General features: G+C 47.2%; 14 protein-coding genes. 7 read left to right on the forward strand and 7 right to left on the reverse strand.

Annotated elements, in window-relative coordinates; translation table 11 throughout:
• Nucleotides 1–228: 228 nt before the first annotated feature.
• Nucleotides 229–1,398 (forward strand): acyltransferase family protein, encoded by a 1,170-nt coding sequence (locus NCI00_RS28985; RefSeq protein ID WP_253533416.1) that lies wholly within the window; start codon nt 229–231, stop codon nt 1,396–1,398.
• On the opposite strand, the gene NCI00_RS28990 is transcribed toward NCI00_RS28985, so the two are convergent.
• From NCI00_RS28990 to NCI00_RS29010, 5 genes are all read right to left on the reverse strand, one after another.
• Nucleotides 1,395–1,964 carry a DUF4956 domain-containing protein gene (locus NCI00_RS28990; protein WP_114459186.1) on the reverse strand — a complete coding sequence of 190 codons (570 nt, stop codon included), beginning with the start codon at nt 1,962–1,964 and terminating at the stop codon, nt 1,395–1,397. The genes NCI00_RS28985 and NCI00_RS28990 overlap by 4 nt on opposite strands.
• Nucleotides 1,965–1,988: 24 nt before the next feature.
• Nucleotides 1,989–2,732, reverse strand: coding sequence for a VTC domain-containing protein (locus NCI00_RS28995; RefSeq protein ID WP_253533418.1), 744 nt, complete (start codon nt 2,730–2,732; stop codon nt 1,989–1,991).
• 144 nt (nt 2,733–2,876) lie between these two features.
• Entirely contained in the window at nt 2,877–5,402 is a 2,526-nt protein-coding gene (locus NCI00_RS29000) for an ATP-dependent Clp protease ATP-binding subunit (protein WP_114459184.1), read from the reverse strand.
• Between the two features lie 85 nt (nt 5,403–5,487).
• On the reverse strand, nt 5,488–6,114 hold the full coding sequence (locus NCI00_RS29005; RefSeq protein ID WP_166560684.1) for a WbqC family protein: 627 nt from the start codon (nt 6,112–6,114) through the stop codon (nt 5,488–5,490).
• Between the two features lie 174 nt (nt 6,115–6,288).
• Nucleotides 6,289–7,053 carry a creatininase family protein gene (locus tag NCI00_RS29010; RefSeq protein WP_253533420.1) on the reverse strand — a complete coding sequence of 255 codons (765 nt, stop codon included), beginning with the start codon at nt 7,051–7,053 and terminating at the stop codon, nt 6,289–6,291.
• 144 nt (nt 7,054–7,197) lie between these two features.
• Here NCI00_RS29010 and NCI00_RS29015 point away from each other — a divergent pair, with 144 nt between their 5' ends.
• Nucleotides 7,198–8,055, forward strand: coding sequence for a lysophospholipid acyltransferase family protein (locus NCI00_RS29015; protein ID WP_253533422.1), 858 nt, complete (start codon nt 7,198–7,200; stop codon nt 8,053–8,055).
• A gap of 20 nt (nt 8,056–8,075) precedes the next feature.
• Here the strand turns inward: NCI00_RS29015 and NCI00_RS29020 are convergent, their stop codons facing one another.
• Nucleotides 8,076–8,972 carry a LysR family transcriptional regulator gene (locus tag NCI00_RS29020; RefSeq protein WP_253533424.1) on the reverse strand — a complete coding sequence of 299 codons (897 nt, stop codon included), beginning with the start codon at nt 8,970–8,972 and terminating at the stop codon, nt 8,076–8,078.
• Between the two features lie 237 nt (nt 8,973–9,209).
• Here NCI00_RS29020 and NCI00_RS29025 point away from each other — a divergent pair, with 237 nt between their 5' ends.
• Nucleotides 9,210–9,698 (forward strand): GNAT family N-acetyltransferase, encoded by a 489-nt coding sequence (locus tag NCI00_RS29025; RefSeq protein ID WP_253533427.1) that lies wholly within the window; start codon nt 9,210–9,212, stop codon nt 9,696–9,698.
• A 1-nt stretch (nt 9,699) separates the two neighbouring features.
• Nucleotides 9,700–10,230, forward strand: coding sequence for a GNAT family N-acetyltransferase (locus NCI00_RS29030; protein ID WP_253533429.1), 531 nt, complete (start codon nt 9,700–9,702; stop codon nt 10,228–10,230).
• A gap of 52 nt (nt 10,231–10,282) precedes the next feature.
• Here NCI00_RS29030 and NCI00_RS29035 read toward each other — a convergent pair whose 3' ends face one another.
• On the reverse strand, nt 10,283–10,990 hold the full coding sequence (locus NCI00_RS29035) for an XRE family transcriptional regulator (protein WP_253533431.1): 708 nt from the start codon (nt 10,988–10,990) through the stop codon (nt 10,283–10,285).
• A gap of 119 nt (nt 10,991–11,109) precedes the next feature.
• Between NCI00_RS29035 and NCI00_RS29040 the strand changes: the two genes are divergently transcribed.
• The 3 genes from NCI00_RS29040 (at nt 11,110) to NCI00_RS29050 (ending at nt 19,592) form a co-directional block, all read left to right on the forward strand.
• The gene (locus tag NCI00_RS29040) at nt 11,110–11,523 is read left to right on the forward strand and encodes a LexA family protein (protein WP_166560677.1); all 414 of its coding nucleotides are present in this window, start codon (nt 11,110–11,112) and stop codon (nt 11,521–11,523) included.
• A gap of 1 nt (nt 11,524) precedes the next feature.
• Nucleotides 11,525–12,826 (forward strand): Y-family DNA polymerase, encoded by a 1,302-nt coding sequence (locus tag NCI00_RS29045; RefSeq protein WP_253533433.1) that lies wholly within the window; start codon nt 11,525–11,527, stop codon nt 12,824–12,826.
• A gap of 238 nt (nt 12,827–13,064) precedes the next feature.
• Entirely contained in the window at nt 13,065–19,592 is a 6,528-nt protein-coding gene (locus NCI00_RS29050) for a polyketide synthase (protein WP_253533436.1), read from the forward strand.
• Nucleotides 19,593–19,594 lie beyond the last annotated feature (2 nt).

A 19,594-nucleotide genomic window follows, 5' to 3' on the forward strand; every position in this document is an offset into this window, starting at 1 on the left:
GCCAAAATCAAAGCGTTCAGAAGTCAGTTCAGAGGGGTAAGAAACGTAGAATTCTTCCTGTATCGGCTAACTCAGATATATGCTTAATCTAAGTTACTCCACAACTTTTGGTTTTGATCCAAAAAACATCCTTACAAAGAAGCCAAATTAGTCCACGGAAACCACCACCACGACGCAACCTTTTTTTGCCCATTTGCATCTGACTGTAAAAAACTTACAGCCACTCTGATGCACTCACGTTCCCAACGTCGCCACTACCTTGATTGGATACGGGTATTGGCCTTTTTTTTGCTGATTTTTTTTCATTGCGCCATGCCTTTTGTCACTTTCAACTGGGAAGTGAAAAATGCGGAGACCTCTGTCGCGCTAACGCGCTTGATTTATTGGCTACACCAATGGCGCCTACCACTGCTGTTTTTCATTTCAGGGGTAGGGATTCACTTCTCGCTAAAAAAACGGTCAGTAGGGATGTTTGCCCTTGAGCGAGTAGTACGTTTATTGATTCCTTTGCTGTTTGCCATGTTTTTCATGATTCCCGCTCAGGTGTACATCGAGCGATTGCAGCGGGGACAGTTTAAGGGTAGCTATGCCGCGTTTTATCCCAGCGTTTGGGAGTTTGTACCCTACCCCGACGGAACCCTCACCTGGAGTCATTTATGGTTTGTCGTCTACTTGTTTGTGTTTTGTCTTTTGCTACTGCCCGTTTTTGCCGTTTTTAAATTAAAAGCAGTCAATGCTTTGAAGGAAAAAATAACGAATCGTCTCACGCATCCTTTGGCCGTTGGTGCGTTGGTGCTTCCTTTCGCGCTGTATTATTTTACCCTGTACCTCGATTTTCCCGAGCAGCAAAGCCTGCTCGACGATTGGTTTTTGTTTGCGTCTTCGCTTACGTTCGTGGTGTATGGGTATCTTTTGGGAGGAAGTAACGCCTTTTGGCAAACTTGTGACCGCTTCCGTTTTTATTATCTAAGCACGGCGCTCGTCTGCATTGGCATCTTGTTTTATAAGTACTGGTGGACTTTAGATTTACCCAAAGTAAACGACAGTCGACTGCATCTCTACGGGGTTTTAAATTCCGTCCACATCTGGACGTTAATTCTGGCCGCACTAGGATTTGCGAAACAACACCTGAATTTTTCTACACCATTTTTAAAATATACCAATCAGGCCATATACCCCTATTACATTCTTCATCAAACGGTGATTGTCGTAGCTGGGTATTTTGTAGTGCAGTGGCCTCTGCCCATTGTTGTTAAACTCACGCTTTTGATTTGCATTTGCTTTTCAATTGTAGCCGTGCTTTATCATTGGCTGATAAAACCGTTTATCCTCCCCCGAATTTTGTTTGGTTTAAAACCCAAAGAAAGCCTATCTAAAGAAGAATCGGTGGCTACTTAGAGGTAATAATAAATTCTCAAGAACGCCATATCGTGCAAGAAATCAAGCTTATCAATTTCGATTCGGATGATTTTTAGCCCAGTGCGGTCCCGCAAATCAGCCATCAATTCTTCACGACGCGCGGCGGAGGTGAGCGAAATTTTGTCGTACATAATTTCCTTGCTGTATTCCCTCGGAAAGACAAAATCACCGTCAAAAAGAAAGGTCAAAAACAGCATCACTGTGGTAAGAATGGCCGTAATTCCCACAGAATTGGCCGACAGCCCATGAATGAGTCCCAACGCAATGGAGAGAAAAAGATAGGTCATATTTCGCATGGTTATACCTTCCGTCCGATAACGTAGCATCGAAAATACCGCAAACAGCCCAAAAGCGGCACCCATCGAAACCTCTACCTTATTGATTAAATAGGTTACGGAGAAGATTATGAGGTTAAAAGCAAAAAAAGAAAAAATAAACTCACGGTTTCGATAAATGGGATAGTAAATCAGCCACAGCAAAATCGCCATGCTAAACACATCAAGGCCAATTTGAAAAATGAGTTCATGAAGTAAAACATTGGACATATTCGTAACGTTGTTTCGAGCTTTTCAACACTTATTTAATCGGTTAATTCTAGTCAGAATAGGTTTGATGGCATTTGACTTCAATGAAGGCTCTACGCTGGCAAGTCCCAAGCAGTATTTACTAATACCGCCCTCCCTTATCTCTTTTTCTTTCATCAAATTTTTGAACGGGCTGACGCTCCCTTTTTCTTGCTGGACATCCGCAATGACTAAGTTCGGATACGCCACCGATTTTGAGCGCCATCGAAACCACACGTTCAAATCAAACGTCAATCTTTCTCTTGTTTCTGGATGGACCAACATAATGCGGTGGTAGTAAATCCAAACTGCTGGCTCTAAACTTGACACGTCGATTGGTATATTTTGGAGCAGCAGCTGTCTTCCATTTCCTGAAATATCTTCCGACAAATCTTCGAGCTGTATACGTTGTATGCGAGTGAAACTTTTATTGTTTCGGAATTTTAGTTCAAAATACTGCTCATTGGTTTCAACTTGCCGACAACTGCGAATTTTGTAGCGGTTCAATTTCCCTGCCAAATGTTGGTAATAAAAAAGACGCTCTGGGGTATCAAAATAAAGCGTATCGTACTGAAAAAGCCTTTTTCCCTCAAAATGAATCAATTGGTAATGTGGCCGAATTTTCTGGATTATCTCTTCCAGATGCGTTTTATCAAAAAGGTACCTAGCGTCTATCCGGTCCATGAACTGGATAGACGCTTTTTTGTCCATTGCAATTCCCCGCAAATCATTGAGTAGAGGTAAGTTCATTTGGCACAGCTCTATTGTTACAAATAAAAAAGGGTACGACAAAAATCGTACCCTTTTTCACTTATAAGTATATTTTTAGAGAAAAATATATTCCACAACAACTTAAAGTGTATTGAAGGGAATATTTTTAGACAAAACCAAACTTTAGTTTATCACTTCTTCCTCTTTTTTTCTAACCGTAATCACGAGGGTTTCAGCGCCATCTTCATGGTCGGCCAAAAGTGTATCGCCTTCGCGCAAATCCCCTTTGAGAATTTCTTCTGCGACGGGATCTTCGAGGTATTTTTGAATAGCGCGGTTGAGCGGACGGGCACCGTATTGTTGGTCGTAGCCTTTTTCTGATAAGAAATCTTTGGCTTTTTCCGTCAGTTCTACCTGATATCCGAGGTTAGTTACGCGGTTAAACAATTTACCCAACGAAATATCAATGATGCGATGGATGTCTTCACGTTGTAACGAGTTAAACACAATCACGTCGTCCAAACGGTTGAGGAATTCAGGCGAGAATGCTTTACGCAATGCACTCTGAATGGTGCTCTTCATTTGGTCATCTGGATTTTCAGATTTTGACTTGGTGGCAAAACCAATGCCCGAACCAAAATCCTTCAGATCACGTACTCCAATGTTGGAGGTCATGATAATGATTGTGTTACGGAAGTCAACCCGGCGTCCTAGACCATCGGTCAAAATACCGTCGTCCAGCACTTGAAGCAAGATATTGAAGACATCTGGGTGGGCTTTTTCGATTTCGTCCAAAAGTACCACACTGTATGGCTTACGACGAATTTTTTCGGTTAGCTGCCCGCCTTCTTCATAACCTACGTAGCCCGGAGGCGCTCCAATCAAGCGCGATACGCTGAATTTCTCCATGTATTCGCTCATGTCGATACGAACGAGCGCATCCTCTTTATCAAACAGGTAGGTAGCCAACACCTTCGCCAATTCCGTTTTTCCTACACCCGTTGGGCCAAGGAAGATAAACGAACCGATGGGCTTTTTAGGGTCTTTCAATCCTACCCGCGTCCGTTGGATGGCTTTGGTCAGTTTTTCAATCGGTGTATTTTGACCAATCACGCGGTTTTTGAGTTCATCACCCATACCGAGCAATTTCTGGCCCTCGTTTTGCGCCACCCGATTCACGGGAATTCCCGTCATCATGGCTACTACTTCGGCCACGTTGTCGTCCGTAACGGTATAGCGGCGTTTTTTAGTTTCCTCTTCCCACGCAATTTTGGCGCGGTCGAGTTGATCTAACAATTTCTTCTCACGGTCGCGAAGTTGAGCGGCTTCCTCGTATTTCTGGCTTTTCACCACGAGGTTTTTCTGCTTCTTCACTTCCTCAATCTGCTGTTCCAACACCACAATATCTTCTGGAACAGTGATATTGCTGATGTGTACGCGGGCACCTACTTCGTCCATTACGTCGATGGCTTTGTCGGGCAAGAAGCGGTCGGTAATGTATCTTTCCGACAGTTTCACGGCCTGCGCAATGGCTTCGTCCGTATAGTTTACGTGGTGGTGGTCTTCGTACTTATCTTTGATGTTGTTCAAAATCTCAATGGTCTCTTCTACGCTTGGAGCATCGACCATTACAATCTGAAAACGACGGGCCAAGGCACCATCTTTTTCGATGTATTGACGGTATTCGTCGAGCGTAGTGGCTCCAATGCATTGGATGTCGCCCCGGGCTAATGCAGGCTTGAACATATTGGAGGCATCTAGCGAACCAGACGCGCCCCCCGCGCCCACGATGGTGTGCAACTCATCAATGAACAGAATCACCTCAGGCGATTTTTCCAGTTCATTCATAACCGCTTTCATGCGCTCTTCAAACTGCCCGCGATACTTGGTGCCTGCCACGAGTGAGGCCAAATCCAGGGTTACGACGCGCTTGCCGAACAAGACACGCGAAACTTTCTTTTGTACAATTCTTAACGCTAGGCCTTCCGCGATGGCCGTCTTACCAACGCCCGGCTCACCGATGAGTACGGGGTTGTTTTTCTTACGGCGGCTCAGTACCTGCGCTACACGTTCAATTTCTTTTTCACGGCCAACAATAGGGTCTAATTTGCCCAATTCTGCCATTTTGGTTAGGTCTCTACCGAAGTTGTCTAATACAGGCGTGCGAGATTTTTCGGTATTTTTGGGGTCTTTGCCTTGCTGAGCACCGCCTCCGAACATACTCCGTTCGTCGTCGTCGTCAGTTTCGGGCCCCGCATGGGGTTTGGTGCCTGATGATTGATACTCTAACATTTCCTTAACGATTTCATAGTTTACATTGAACTTGGCTAAAATCTGCGAGGCCAGATTGTCGGGGTCACGCAGAATGGACAGTAGCAGGTGCTCCGTACCTATAAGTGGGCTTTTAAAAATTTTTGCTTCTAAGTAGGTGATTTTCAACACCTTTTCAGACTGCCGGGTCAATGGAATATTGGCCAGATTTTTCACGTTGTTGGTCGCCGTCCCTTTCGTAACCTGTTCGATGGTTACGCGGAGTTCGTCCAAAGAAACCCCAAGTTTCTTCAATAAAGCCAACGCTACTCCTTCTCCTTCTCTTATCATTCCCAGAATAAGATGCTCGGTGCCGATATAATCATGACCCAAACGCAAGGCTTCTTCACGGCTGAGTGAAATGACTTCTTTTACGCGGTTTGAAAATTTTGCTTCCATTTAATTATGGTTTCTTCACGGTTGGAATGGAGGAGTATAGCTAGCTTATGTATCAACTTCTTAACGAATAAACCTCCTACTTCGTTCAATTTACGAAAACTGACCGCTTTAAGATGTTTGTGGCCTCCGCTCCCTGACACATCAGCAAGTCAATCACACTCAAATTAGGGACAAATTCTCGCCCGAAGTTTTGTTGATAAACAACGGGAACGTATAAATTGTTGTGCCCGTAGCCCTTTTTGGGATGCACCAACGAAAGTGCGTCAAATTGGCCATTTTCTACCGTGGGTTGGTACGTTTCGGTCAGACGTATTGTCGGCTTTAGTCTCAACAGCCGCAGACAGATTGTCAGTAGCTCCCAATTTAGGTCAAACAGAAAAGTGGGTTTTCTCTGAAAAACGCGTTCAAAATCTGTACCAAAATACTCAAAATAAGGGGCTTTGGCGTAAGCGGCTACGATAGCCCCCCAATGTCGTTTTACCCAAGGCTGCGAATAATCAATTTTTACTTCTTTAATGGGCATTTTGGGTTCCGAATGAACTACCGGAACAATCAACGTATCTACGCCGTTGGCGGTCAGAATGTGGCAGCGATTCCGATAGGTTTGTTTTAGGAAATACTCCTGCGCTTCAATCTCTATCTCCCCATATTTTAACAAACAAGCAAAGTACTCCAATGAGGGTAAGTACTGTAATTCTATTCTGGCCGACAATTTGGTTTATAAATAAGTGATTATGTAAATAAAGTAATTTGAATGATAATATCAAAAAAATGATAAAAAAATTTTGCAAAACCTTCTTTGCCGATACCAAAAATGAGGAAAGTACAAATTTCAATAAAATTAGAAATGCCGTTTTTGCCTTTTACGGTAAAGAAAGACTGGCGCTTACTCATACAACTGATTCACATCAGCGTCGGCCAATTCGATAAAAAATTGTCCTAATTTTTGGGTCAAGTCGGTATAAAAACGCACGCCTTTCTCGGCGGTAGCCTCTTTGGGATTCCCGACGCCCGTATCTTCCGTTACCTGACTCCATTTGCGTTCGGCCCACGCCCAGCCTTCGCGCATGGCGCTGATGTTTGTTTTTTTGGCGTGTCCTTTGCCCGCTTCTTCCAGTGGGAGCACTAACTCAGGATGCAGGTGCAGCAGCAGGCTGGTCTCGGTTTCGTCGGCATGGTCGCCGGGGTTTGCAAAATACGCCGACCCGTCTAAGGCTTTGAACCAAAAACAAGTGCTTATCCATAGTTCAGGAAATTGCGCCCCTACTTCCCGCACCATCTGTTTGAAATCGTTGCCGCCGTGGCTGTTGAAAATCAGCAGTTTTTTTATGCCACTTCGGGCCACTACTTCGGCCAAATCCCGCAATATGGCCATTTGCGTACTTGGGTAGAGGTTCATGCACAGCCTAATGTCGGCTTGGCCCGTATTAACGCCAAACGGAATCGTGGGCAACACCAGTACTTTACGGCCCGCCTCCCACGCCAAACGCGCCGCTTCAGCGGCTAGCGCGTCGGCTTCGTAGTTGTCGGTGGCGTAGGGCAAGTGATAGTTGTGGGCTTCGGTAGCGCCCCAAGGCAAAACGGCCGCGTCGTAGTCGGTCATTTTTACGGCTTTCCAGTGGGTTTCGGCAAGAAGGTAAGGTCGAGACATCGTTCTATTTGTTGATTATAGAACTAAGAAGTAAAACACATCGGTTGATTTACTAATTTTGCGCGCTAAAATTCTTTTTTTAAAAGATTTCCTTGACCAACGGTCCCCTCGTTGTATTTTGGCAATCGTAAATCATCGCATCAAATGTGGTTTTTGGGCTGGTTGGGGCGTTTGCCTCTGGCGTTTTTATATAAATTATCCGACGTTTTTTACGTCCTGATTTATTATGTAGTCGGTTATCGCAAAAAACTTGTCACTAAACATTTAACAGAATCATTTCCCGAAAAAACACCCAAAGAGATTCAGGAAATTAGGAAGCAGTTTTATCAATTGCTGGCCGACTTATTCGTCGAAACCCTCAAACTGCCGTATTTGAGTCCCGAAGAGATTCAGGAGCGGGTGCAAATTGAAAATTTTGAGTTAATCAAAAACTACGTAGACCAAGGGCAGTCTTTTCTGTCTTTCAGCGCCCACATTGCCAACTGGGAATGGGTACCCGGAGCGTTGACTACGCGCGGCATTCCGGTAGATGTGGTTTACAAAACCCTGACAAACAAGCAGTCAGACGAGTTTATGATAAAAGTGCGCTCTTCGTTTGGGGTGTACCCTATTCCGATGCAACGTTTGATGCGTGAAATCGTGGCTCGCCGAAAAATCATTCGTACAACGGGCCTCGTGGCCGACCAATCACCCCACGAACCCGAACATGCCCATTGGCTCCCGTTTTTAAACCGAGAGACTGGTTTCTTTCCGGGTACCGAAAAAATAGCCCGTACCACCAAAATGCCCGTCGTATTTGGCGAAATGTACCGCAAAAGTCGGGGGTATTATATCGTTTTGTTCCACTCCGTAGCCGAGCCGCCGTACGACGATTTGCCCGAAGGCGCCATTACCAATTCCTACAAAAACCTGTTGGAAGCCGCAATCCAACGCCACCCAGCCGAGTGGTTGTGGTCGCACAACCGTTGGAAACACAAAAAAGAAAAGTTTGTAAAACCGTAGCGACCTCAAATTTTGCGCCTTTACAGTTCGTCCAAACACAGTCTTTTGACGGCGGCTTGGGCAATTTCTCGCAGGTGCGGCAGTACCGCATTGATATCATCGGCCCGCCAAATGAGGTACAACTGCGTGACAGTGGGCAACTTTAAAAACCGAACTCCCAACGACGATGCGCCCTCGCGATACGAAATCGGCAATACCGAAAGCCCGAGTTTTTTTTCGACCAGCCGCAAAATAGTCGCGCCATAATTGGAATGATACACCACTTTGGGACGGAAGCCTTTTTCTTCAAAGATGCCGTGTAATATTTTGCCGTAATTGATGTCAACGTCGATTTTAGGCAAAATAAACTCCGCCGTTCGGCACTGACTGATGTCTTCAAAATTGGAATCATTGAGCGGCGAATCGCTCGGCACAACCAACGCAAAATGTTCTTCAAACAACAAATCCGTCGAAAAACGAGGGTCGACGGTAATCTCCCGCGTAAAACCAACGTCGATGTCGTAGTTTCTCAGGGCCTCCATCAGTTCCAATTCGGCAATTTCGGTCAATTGCACGTTGACATCTGGAAAACGCTCGTGCATCATGGCCAGGACTTCGGGCAAAATCGAATACAATGCCGAGCCAGGATGCCCCATCCGAATCTTACCCACGGCCCCGCTGTGAATACGACGCGTTTGCTCGGTGATGTAAGTAAGCTGATGTTGGAGGCGGTTGATTTCGTCCCGAAAATAACTCCCCGCAGCGGTCAGTTTTACATTTCGTTTGTCCCGTTCAAAAAGCAAAACGCCCAACTCTTCTTCCAATTGCTGAATCTGCCGGCTCAAAGCGGGCTGTACGATAAACAATTTTTCTGCCGCCCGCGAAAAGTGCAGTTCTTCTGCAACGCCCAGAAAATAGGTAAGTTGACGAATATCCATGTTGTACAGAAGATTAAGTAGACGTTAGAACTTTTGCGATTAGTTTTAGGGACTTATACAAATTAAGCATAAATCAGTAAAAAAATAGCATTTCTGATTATTAAACGGCTTTTGTTACTTTGTTCATCGTACTCACTTTCCAATACGATTTTTAGTTGTCTTTTATGACTCCAAAACCTCTCCGCGCTTGCGGGGAGGTTTATCGTCGGCAAGCAGGAACCCATCTAATACAGTAATATGATTCAAATTGCCCATTACAGCGAAGCACATCAACAGTCCATCATTGACTTGATTTTAGGAATTCAACAAAACGAGTTCAACATTCCCATCACCTTGGCCGACCAGCCCGATTTACTGACCATTACGTCGTTTTATTGTCAGAACAAAGGGGCTTTTTGGGTAGCCTTAAACGAGGGGCAGGTGGTCGGAACCATTGCGCTGATTGACATCGGCGACCAAATGGGCGCGATTCGTAAAATGTTTGTTCACCAAGATTTTCGGGGAAAAGAACTGGGTATTGCTACCCTGCTTTTGAATGCCATGCTTGAACATTGTCGTCAGCACGGCCTGACCGCTATTTATTTAGGGACTCTGCCCCGACTTCAGGCGGCCATGCGTTTTTACGAAAAAAACGGTTTTGTGCAACTGCCAAAATCGACGCTCCCCCCCCAGTTTCCCGCCATGGCGCTTGACACCGTGTTTTACGAATACAAAATCGCTGGATAAAATGAACGAAATAACCACCCAATTTACCATTCGCCCGGCCCAGTGGTCGGATGCTCCCGCCTTACGCGATTTGATGGAAAAGACCTTCGTTGACACCTATGCCAGCTACAACACACCCGCCAACATGCAGATGTATATATCGACGCGGTTTGGGTTAACCCAAGTTCAGCTCGAATTACGGGATGAAAATGTCCACTATTTGATTGTTGAAAAGCAAAGCAAGTTGATTGGTTTTGCCAAGCTCGTTCAAAACCATTCGGCAGAAGGGCTAGAAAACAAAAAAGCGCTGGAAATTGAACGAATTTACTTAGATAAGGCCTACCACGGCCAACAATTAGGCGCGCAACTCATGCAAGCCTGCCTAGAATGGGGCAAAGAAAGCACCACAGAAGTGGTTTGGCTCGGCGTTTGGGAACACAATCCCAAAGCCATTCGGTTCTACGAAAAAATGGGTTTCGAGCGCTTTGGAGCGCATACTTTTACGCTCGGCACCGAAGTTCAGAATGATTTTTTGATGAAGAAAGAAATATAGACATGGGGTGCGGTCGGTTTTAAGAAACCTCCCGCACCCACATCGCCTAATGTTACCCCATTGGAAATTCTGAATCAAAATAGCCCGCAAAACGCCACAATTCCTGAATTTCTTCGCGACGAACTGGGTAAGGTGCATAGCGCTCGTTGAGCGACTTAAGCACCAGTACTCCTTTGTCTTCCAAGTAGTTAAATACTTTTTTTAGCACAACCCCTTCATCTTTGGTCACCACGAGGCAGATGGTGCCGTTTTTGACGCCGTCCCATTGGTCAATGTACTCTCCAAACACCACTGAGCCTTCGCGCAGGGGCGGCATAGAATCTCCTTCGTACGGAAATGCCCGGTACTTGCGGTCACGCGATAGGAAAGGCACCTGAAACGCCGGCAGGCGGTTGATGTAGTCAATGTCGCCGTAGCCTTCGGCATAGCCCCCCATGGCCCGAACGGGCACAAACTCGATATTTTCCCGGTTTTGGGGGTCAACGGTGGTTACCAATACCCGGAGGTCGCCATTGGTTGACACGGGGCGCGTATCGTTACGTAAATCCTTGCGCAAAAACCCGTCGATAGGAATCGAGAAAAACGTAGCCAGACGAATCAAATCTTCAAAACTCGGCTCCGCTCTGCCCAATTCATAGGCTGCCAAGGTAGATTTTTTTATCCCTAACTCGTCGGCTAAGCGCTGTTGGGATACCTTTCCGTCCAGTTTACTCCGCAGATAAGAAAGATTTTGAGCAAAATTATTCACTTTTTCTTGCATATTATTTACATTACGAGTAATATTTGCAACTAAAATACATATTTTTTAACCAAAAGGCAAATAAAACAACCATTTATTGCTTTATATACCAATACAGCATCCCTAACTGATTGTTATTCATGAACTTTTATTTTCCTACCGTTTTCATCCCTTTGGTCAGCGCTACCGTTTCGGCTGGTTTTCCTTCCCCAGCCGATGATTACACCGAACTTTCTCTGGACCTCAACTCGCACCTCATCGAGCGCCCTTACAGCACTTTCTGCATCCGCGTGCGCGGCAATTCGATGGAAGGAGCACGCGTATACGATGGCGACATCTTGCTGGTAGACCGCTCCCTCAGCGCCCAAAACGGAAGCATTATCATCGGGATATTGGACGGCGAATTTACGGTCAAACGCTTACGTATAGAACAAGGACAAACTTTTTTATTGCCTGAGCATCCTTCCTACGACCCCGTTGCCATTACCGAGGCCAATGACTTTAAGGTTTGGGGAGTCGTGACGTACATCATCCACAAAACCCAAAAGCAATAGGATGTACGCACTCATTGATTGCAACAATTTCTACGCTTCCTGTGAACGGATTTTTCAGCCTAAACTGGAAAAAAAGCCCATCGTGGTTTTGTCTAACAACGACGGCTGCGTTATTGCCCGTTCTGACGAGGCCAAGAAGTTAAATATCCCAATGGGCGTGCCGCTATACCAAATCGAATCATTGATTAAACAATACAAGGTCAATGTCTTTTCCTCCAATTACGCACTTTATGGCGACCTTTCCAACCGCGTCATGCAAAGCCTTCATGCACTCGTACCGCAATTGGAGGTGTATTCCATCGACGAGGCTTTTTTGGATTTACGCCAAATGCCGTACCATGATTTATACGCGTTTGGTCAGGAGATTCGGCAAACGATTTGGCAGTGGACGGGCATCCCCGTTTCGCTGGGCATTGCCCCCACCAAAACGTTGGCCAAGGCCGCCAATCGCTACGTTAAAGCGCACGCAAAAGACGAGGGTGTTTTTGTTATTGAAGACAATTTTACGGCCGACATCGCCCTCGCCGCAACGCCCGTTGGGGATATTTGGGGGGTGGGCCGCCGGTACGCCCGTTTTCTGGCTGATCACCAAATCCAGACCGCTTTTGACCTCGTTCAAATGCCCGATTCATGGATTCAAAAACACCTCAAAATTGTAGGTTTACGCATGGTGCGCGAATTAAGGGGCGAAATTTGCTACGGTTTAACGCTTGAGCCTCATCCCAAAAAAGGCATCTGTGTTTCGCGTTCTTTTTCAAATACCCTCACCGACCTATCTTTGATTGAGGAGGCCGTCGCGACTTTTGCCGCGCGTTGCGGCGAGAAGCTGCGTAAGCAAAAAAGCTGCGCCAATCTGTTGCACTTGTTTTTGTTTACCAACCCACACCGCGAAAACGACCCGCAGTATTTTGGCTCCAAAGTACTTCATTTTTCTGCCGCCACGCACAGCGGTTTTGACTTGGTAACGATGGCACTGAAAGCCTTAAAGCTCATTTTCAAAGAAGGATACCGGTACAAAAAAGCAGGGGTAATGGTCAGCGGGCTTGTGCCAGAAACCAACACCCAAACCGTACTTTTTGACATCAATGAACCCAAACGACTCAAAGACCACCGCGTTTTTCAAACGGTAGACGCCCTCAATCGCAAGTTGGGTCGCGATACCATCCGCATTGCCACCCAGGGAAAAGGTTGGACCACGCAGCAGACCCAGCGATCTCCCTGCTACACCACGCGATGGGCCGATTTGCTGGTGATAGACGAACGAATTGATTTTCGAGGAAAACACCTGCGGGGGTTATATTAATGCAGTTATGAGTACTAAAAGCCTTGAATCAAAACCCTATTTGATAAGTATTTCTCTTAGGTACAAAGAGCTAATTTTAATTTATACCCAAACAACAAATATGACATTTAAGTATATTTTTCAAACATAAAAAACTACCTATCAGCGACTTAACTTATTTATTATACTAAAAAATGGCAAATTTTATACCAAAACAAACTATCTTTGTCTACAGTCAATGAGAAATTAACAGGTTAAAATGACTTTGCCCGATCAACCTTCCCTTTATACCGTAATTGATTTTTTCCTAAAACAATTAACAATTTCCAAGGATGCAGTAGCAATACAGTATCAAAACCAACAACTTACCTATCGTGAGCTTGCCGAAAAGGTATTTACGCTTTCTTCTAAGATAGCCCACATTCCAGAAAAAACCATTGTTGTAAGTGCATCCCGCTCCATCGACATGATTGTTTATGTGTTGGCAGCGCTACACGCTGGCAAAGCATACCTGCCGCTCGATACGTCTTATCCACTCGAACGATTAAAACAAATCCTAAAAGAGGCCGACGTACGAACTGGATTATACTCAACCGAGGAAGAAACCATTTTTAATCAAAAGCTTAATATCATTAATGTATTAAGCGCTGAAGAAATAGCCCCCCAATACCCCTCCCTTGCTTCGACAGTTACGTATGTTCTTTATACTTCTGGCTCTACTGGCGTTCCTAAAGGCGTAAGTATGGGCAATGAGGCCCTAATCAACCTCATTCAGTGGCAAAAAAACAACAGCCGTTGTGGAGAAGGCACCAAGACGCTCCAATTTTCACCTTTGGGTTTTGATGTTTCGTTTCAGGAAATATTCGCCACGCTCAGCACGGGTGGCACTTTGGTTTTAATTGATGATGACCAGCGTTTAAATCCGTTGGGCTTACTGGAATTCATTGCAGCGCAACGTATCAACCGCATCTTTCTGCCGTTTGTGGCGCTGCAATTATTGGCAGAGACTGCCGTGAGCAACCAGTATTTTCCATCTTCTCTAAAGGAGGTAATAACGGCCGGCGAACAACTCAAAATAACGCCGCAGCTGCGCGCTTTTTTCTCGGCCCTGCCCAATTGCCAACTTTTCAACCAATACGGCCCCACGGAATGCCACGTCGTAACCCAGCTCGCGCTCGATGGCCCGCCAGATTCATGGCCTGAGTTACCTTCCATCGGAACGCCCATCGACAATGTTTCAATCTTTATTCTTGACGAACAACTCCACCCAGTTGCCGACGGGACAGAAGGCGAATTGTGCATCGGCGGAGTTTGTGTAGCCGAAGGCTATTTGAACCAACCGAAGCTAACCGCCGAAAAATTTCAACAGTGGCAGCCTCCTCAAGGTAGCCCGCAACGGATATACCGAACAGGTGACGTGGCCCGCAAATTACCCGACGGAAACTTCGAATTTTTGGGCCGCAAAGATGACCAAGTCAAAATACGGGGTTATCGCATCGAACTCGGTGAAATAGAAGCTGCGCTCACTAAGCTACCCAATGTGACGCAGGCGGTAGTGACCGTCAACAAAGACATTCCGGGCCAAAACCGGTTAATTGCCTACTTCACCTCCGACAAAGAGGAGCAAGAATTGCCACTCCGAAACCAGCTTGCAGACCTCCTGCCCGACTACATGGTTCCGTCGGGGTTTGTGCGAGTCAGTGAATTCAAGCGAACGCCCAACGGCAAGGTAAACCGAAAATCTCTGCCCAAACCGTCGCTCCAACGCCCCGCCTTGCAAGTGCCTTACCGGAAGCCCACCACGCTGATTGAGCAGCAAACCGTTGCGCTTTGGGAAGAACTTTTGCTGCTGGAACACCTCGGTGCCGACGATTCGTTTTTTGAACTCGGTGGCAATTCATTGTTGGCCCAAAAAACCGTTGTGCTTTTACAACAACGATACGGCTATCAGTTGCCCATCACCAAATTATACCAGTTTCCTACGCCTTCAGGTATTTCTATTTTTCTGGCTGGAAATGAAAAAAAATTCGAGTTGCCCGCCGCTCCATTTTCAGATACCAAACAAAAAGACGTAGCCATTATCGGGATGGCGTGCCGTTTTCCGGGCGCCGACACCATCGATGAATTTTGGAATATTTTGGTTAACGGCCAAGAAACCGTTCGTTTTTTTACACCCCAAGAACTCAACAAAAACATCCCCGATACCCTCAAACGGGACCCATCATACGTACCCGTCCGGGGAATCATCGACGGCATCAAAGAGTTTGATGCCGATTTTTTTGGAATCCCTCCCCGAATGGCCGAGGTAATGGACCCTCAGCAGCGTATTTTCCTCGAAATCGCCTATGAAGTCTTGGAAAACACTGGTTATCTTTTAAACAATCGAAACCAATCCGTGGGGGTGTTTGCTGGCTGCGGCAACAATACATACTATTTGAACAATGTGTTTCCCAACAAAAATAAACTGGAAACCATCGGTCAATTCCAAGTCAATACGGTATCAGAAAAAGATTATATCGCCACCCGAACCGCCTATCAACTCAACCTGCAAGGCCCCGCCGTGGGCGTATTCTCGGCTTGCTCTACTTCACTTTTGGCCGTGGCCGAAGCGACAGAAAGTATCCGTACTGGAAAATGCCGCGTTGCCATAGCGGGGGGAGCGAGCATCACCGCCCCCGTAGAAAGCGGGCATTTGTACCAAGAAGGGGCCATGTTTAGCCAAGATGGGCACACCCGAAGCTTTGACGCCCACGCCACTGGCACCGTTTTCAGCGACGGCGCAGGTGTGGTTTTGCTCAAATCGCTCGACGAAGCCAAGCGCGACGGCGATTTTATTTACGCGGTCATCAAAGGGACAGGGGTAAACAACGACGGGGGCGAAAAAGGAAGTTTTACCGCTCCCAGCGCCCACGGGCAAGCCATCGCCATTGCGCTGGCCCTCCGTGATGCCGCCGTCAATCCTGCCACCATCAGCTACATAGAAGCCCACGGAACCGCCACGCCCATCGGTGATCCGATTGAAATAGAAGGGCTTAAAATGGCGTTTGGGCCGCAGGAGCACAATCATTTTTGCGCCATCGGCTCCGTCAAATCCAACATTGGGCACCTCACCCACGCGGCTGGCGTGGCGGGGTTAATCAAAACGGCACTATCCATGCAACATGGGGTATTGCCCGCTTCCATCAACTACCAAACCCCAAACCCCGCCCTCGAACTAGAAACGGGGCCTTTTTACGTCAATGACCGATTGAACGAATGGAAAGGAGAGAAAAAGCGGGCGGGTATCAGCTCGTTTGGGGTAGGCGGCACCAACGTACACGTTGTAGTAGAAAGTTACCCTGCGCCAGTGCCCGTTCCACAACCCACCGAGGACGACTGGCAATTGATTACATGGTCGGCACATTCGGAGCAAAGCGCCACCGAATATGGGCAAAAGTTGGCCACTTACCTAAATAATCACCCGACACTTTCGCTTGCTTCGGTGGGTGCCACCCTCCGAGCAACCCGCAAAGAATACCTTTTCAAACGGTTTGCGGTGGCAAAAGATGCCGCTGGATTACAGGCAGCAATGCAACAACCTACTCCGCCAACACACGCAGCAGCAGTTACCGATTCGTCGGAAGTGATGTTTGTTTTTCCTGGACAGGGCACACATTATCCGTTCATGGGGCGGGAGCTATACGTCCGTTTTCCCGTGTTTAGGGAAGCATTGGAAGCCTGCCGCGCCATTTTAATGACCCAAACGGGACGCGATATTTTAGAAGTACTTTATCCAGAAAAAGAAAAACCTAGCTCAGAAACCGTCGATAATACCCTGTACGCCCAACCCGCTTTGTTCTCGGTTTCATACGCGCTGGCTACGCTTTGGATGAGTCTGGGAATCAAACCCCAGGCGTTTATTGGTCATAGTCTGGGAGAATTTGTGGCCGCGCACCTCGCGGGCGTGTTTAGTCTGGAAGATGCGTTGAAGCTAGTAGCTACGCGGGCAACCATGGTGAGCGCACTGCCCCAAGGCGCCATGCTTGCCGTCAGAATTCCCGCAGAGCGGGTGGCCGATTTATTGGAAGAAGGCATTTCTCACGCACTGATAAATTCCCCAAACAACCATGTATTTTCTGGTACTCCCGAAAAAATAAGTCGCTTGACTGAAAAGGTGGCTACCCTTGGATTTGCCCATGCACCCGTCAACACTACCCATGCGTTTCATTCTGCCGCAATGGACCCTGTGGTGGCACCGTTCCAACGCGTTGTGGCTTCCGTTACGCTAAACCCACCGAGAATCCCGATCATTTCGAGCGTTACGAGCACCTACTTAAAAGATAGTGAAGCCACCTCGCCATCGTATTGGGCCAACCACCTACGGGCTACGGTGCGTTTTTCGGAAGCCATCGCTTTTGCCGCCCAAGAATCCAATCCCATCTTTTTGGAAACAGGGCCGGGGGGTGTGCTTTCTTCTTACATCAAACAACAGAATAAGCGTTGGGTGGCGCTGGAAAGCATTACCGCAGCAAGTCCTGAAACCAAACAGCTTTTACAAGCGTTGGGGAAACTGTGGCAATTGGGCCTAAAACCGAATTGGAACGGGATAAACGACGCGTCATTGCCCAAGATTCCCACCTTGCCCACGTATGCATTCCAACGAAAAAGGCTCTGGTTGGAACCTATTATAACCGAACAACCCATAAATTCATTCGTTATCAATCCTCCTGAAATCACCCCCATTATCGACAATACCCCTCTGCCCGTGAACAGAAGCGCGCTATTATCCGAAAAAATAAGGCAAATTCTGGAAAATGCGTTAGGGATTGAACTTGGCGACACCGACGAAAAACGCTCCTTTATTGACTTAGGAGTTGACTCTCTGCTGCTGACCCAATTGTCGCTTACGCTCAAAAAAGAGTTTTCCATTCCAGTCAGTTTTCGTCAATTAAGCGAAGAGTACGACAGCATTCCTGCGTTGGTGGCTTACCTTGACCAGCAGTTGCCCGCTGAAAAATTTACCCCCGCCCCAGTCCATACCCCTGCGCCCGCAGCCGTACGGCCAATGCTCCCACAGGTGGTGGCCAATACAGGCCCGTTGACGGCGTTGGACCAAATTGCCCAACAATTACAGGTACTTACGCAACAAGTACAACTGCTTCAAGCCAACGGAAGCACCCCGCAAGCGTCCCCGTCCGTTCCAACAGTGGCTTCTCCTCCACCCCTGACGCCCCTTAGCATCAGTCCCGACGAAGCCGCCGAGCTGAAAAAACCCTTTGGCGCAACGGCCCGGATTGAACGCCAAAAGACGACACTGAACGACACCCAAAAGAATTTTATCCGGGCGTTTACCGCCGATTACAACCACAAAACGGCCAAAAGCAAAGAGTACACGCAAAAACACCGCGCCTCTATGGCCGACCCCCGCGTAGTCACTGGTTTTAAACCCGTAATCAAAGAAATTGTATATCCCATCGTGGTAAGCAGTTCAAAAGGAAGCAGGGTAAAAGACATTGACGGCAACGAATACATCGACGCGCTCAACGGTTTTGGTTCCAATATGCTTGGCTACCAACCCGAGGTTTTGACCCGGGCCATTAAGGAGCAGATGGACAAAGGCTACGAAATTGGCCCGCAGCACGAACTGTCGGGGCCTGTGTGCGACCTTATTTGCGAATTTACGGGTTTCGACCGGGCGGCACTTTGCAACACTGGCTCGGAAGCCGTATTGGGTGCAATGCGCATTGCCCGAACCGTGACGGGGCGCTCGTTAATCGTCGCTTTTACGGGTTCGTACCACGGCATCAACGACGAAGTAATTGTACGTGCAACCAAAAGCGGAAAAAATTTCCCCGCCGCCCCGGGCATCATGCCCGAAGCAGTACAAAATATGCTCATTCTTGACTACGGCACCGACGAAAGTCTACGGATTATCAGCGAGCGAGCCGACGAACTAGCGGCGGTGTTGGTAGAACCCGTCCAGAGCCGACGCCCAGAATTTCAACCCGTTGATTTCCTCAAAAAAGTCCGACAGATAACCGCCATGTCGGGCAGCGTTCTGATTTTTGATGAAGTAATTACGGGATTCCGAGCGCACTCGGGTGGCGCACAGGCGCTTTTTGGTATTCAAGCCGACTTGGGCACCTACGGAAAAGTGATTGGCGGCGGCTTACCGATTGGGGCCATTGCGGGCAAAAAAGCTTTCATGGATGCCCTCGACGGCGGGTTCTGGCAGTACGGCGATGAATCTATTCCCGAGGCGGGCGTTACTTATTTTGCGGGCACGTTTGTGAGGCATCCACTGGCCCTTGCGGCGGCCAAGGCATCTTTGGAATACATGAAAGAAAAAGGAGCTGCCTTGCAAAACGAACTCAACGAAAAAACCGTATATCTGGTACAGAAGCTGAATGACGTTTGTCAACGGCACCATATTCCGCTCTACGGTGTTCATTTCGGTTCGTTATGGAAACTAAAACTGAAAGAAGAATATCCATACAATGAACTTGTTTTTGCTCTGATGCGCTCCAAAGGGATTCATATTTGGGAAAACTTCCCCTGTTTTCTTACCGAAGCGCACACCAAAGATGATATTGACCAAATAATAGCCCAATTTGAACAAAGCGTTCAGGAATTGATTGATGCCGAGCTGATTCCTGTTCCGAAAAAGAAAAAAGAAGTCACCCTTCGTATAGACGACAACCAACCGCCCGTCATGGGTGCCCAACTTGGGCTGGATTCAGAAGGAAATCCCGCTTGGTTTATTACAGATGCTCAACGTCCCGGAAAATATTTAAAGATAGAACCATGAAG

Source organism: Runella salmonicolor (assembly GCF_024158025.1).
GTDB lineage: Bacteria > Bacteroidota > Bacteroidia > Cytophagales > Spirosomataceae > Runella > Runella salmonicolor.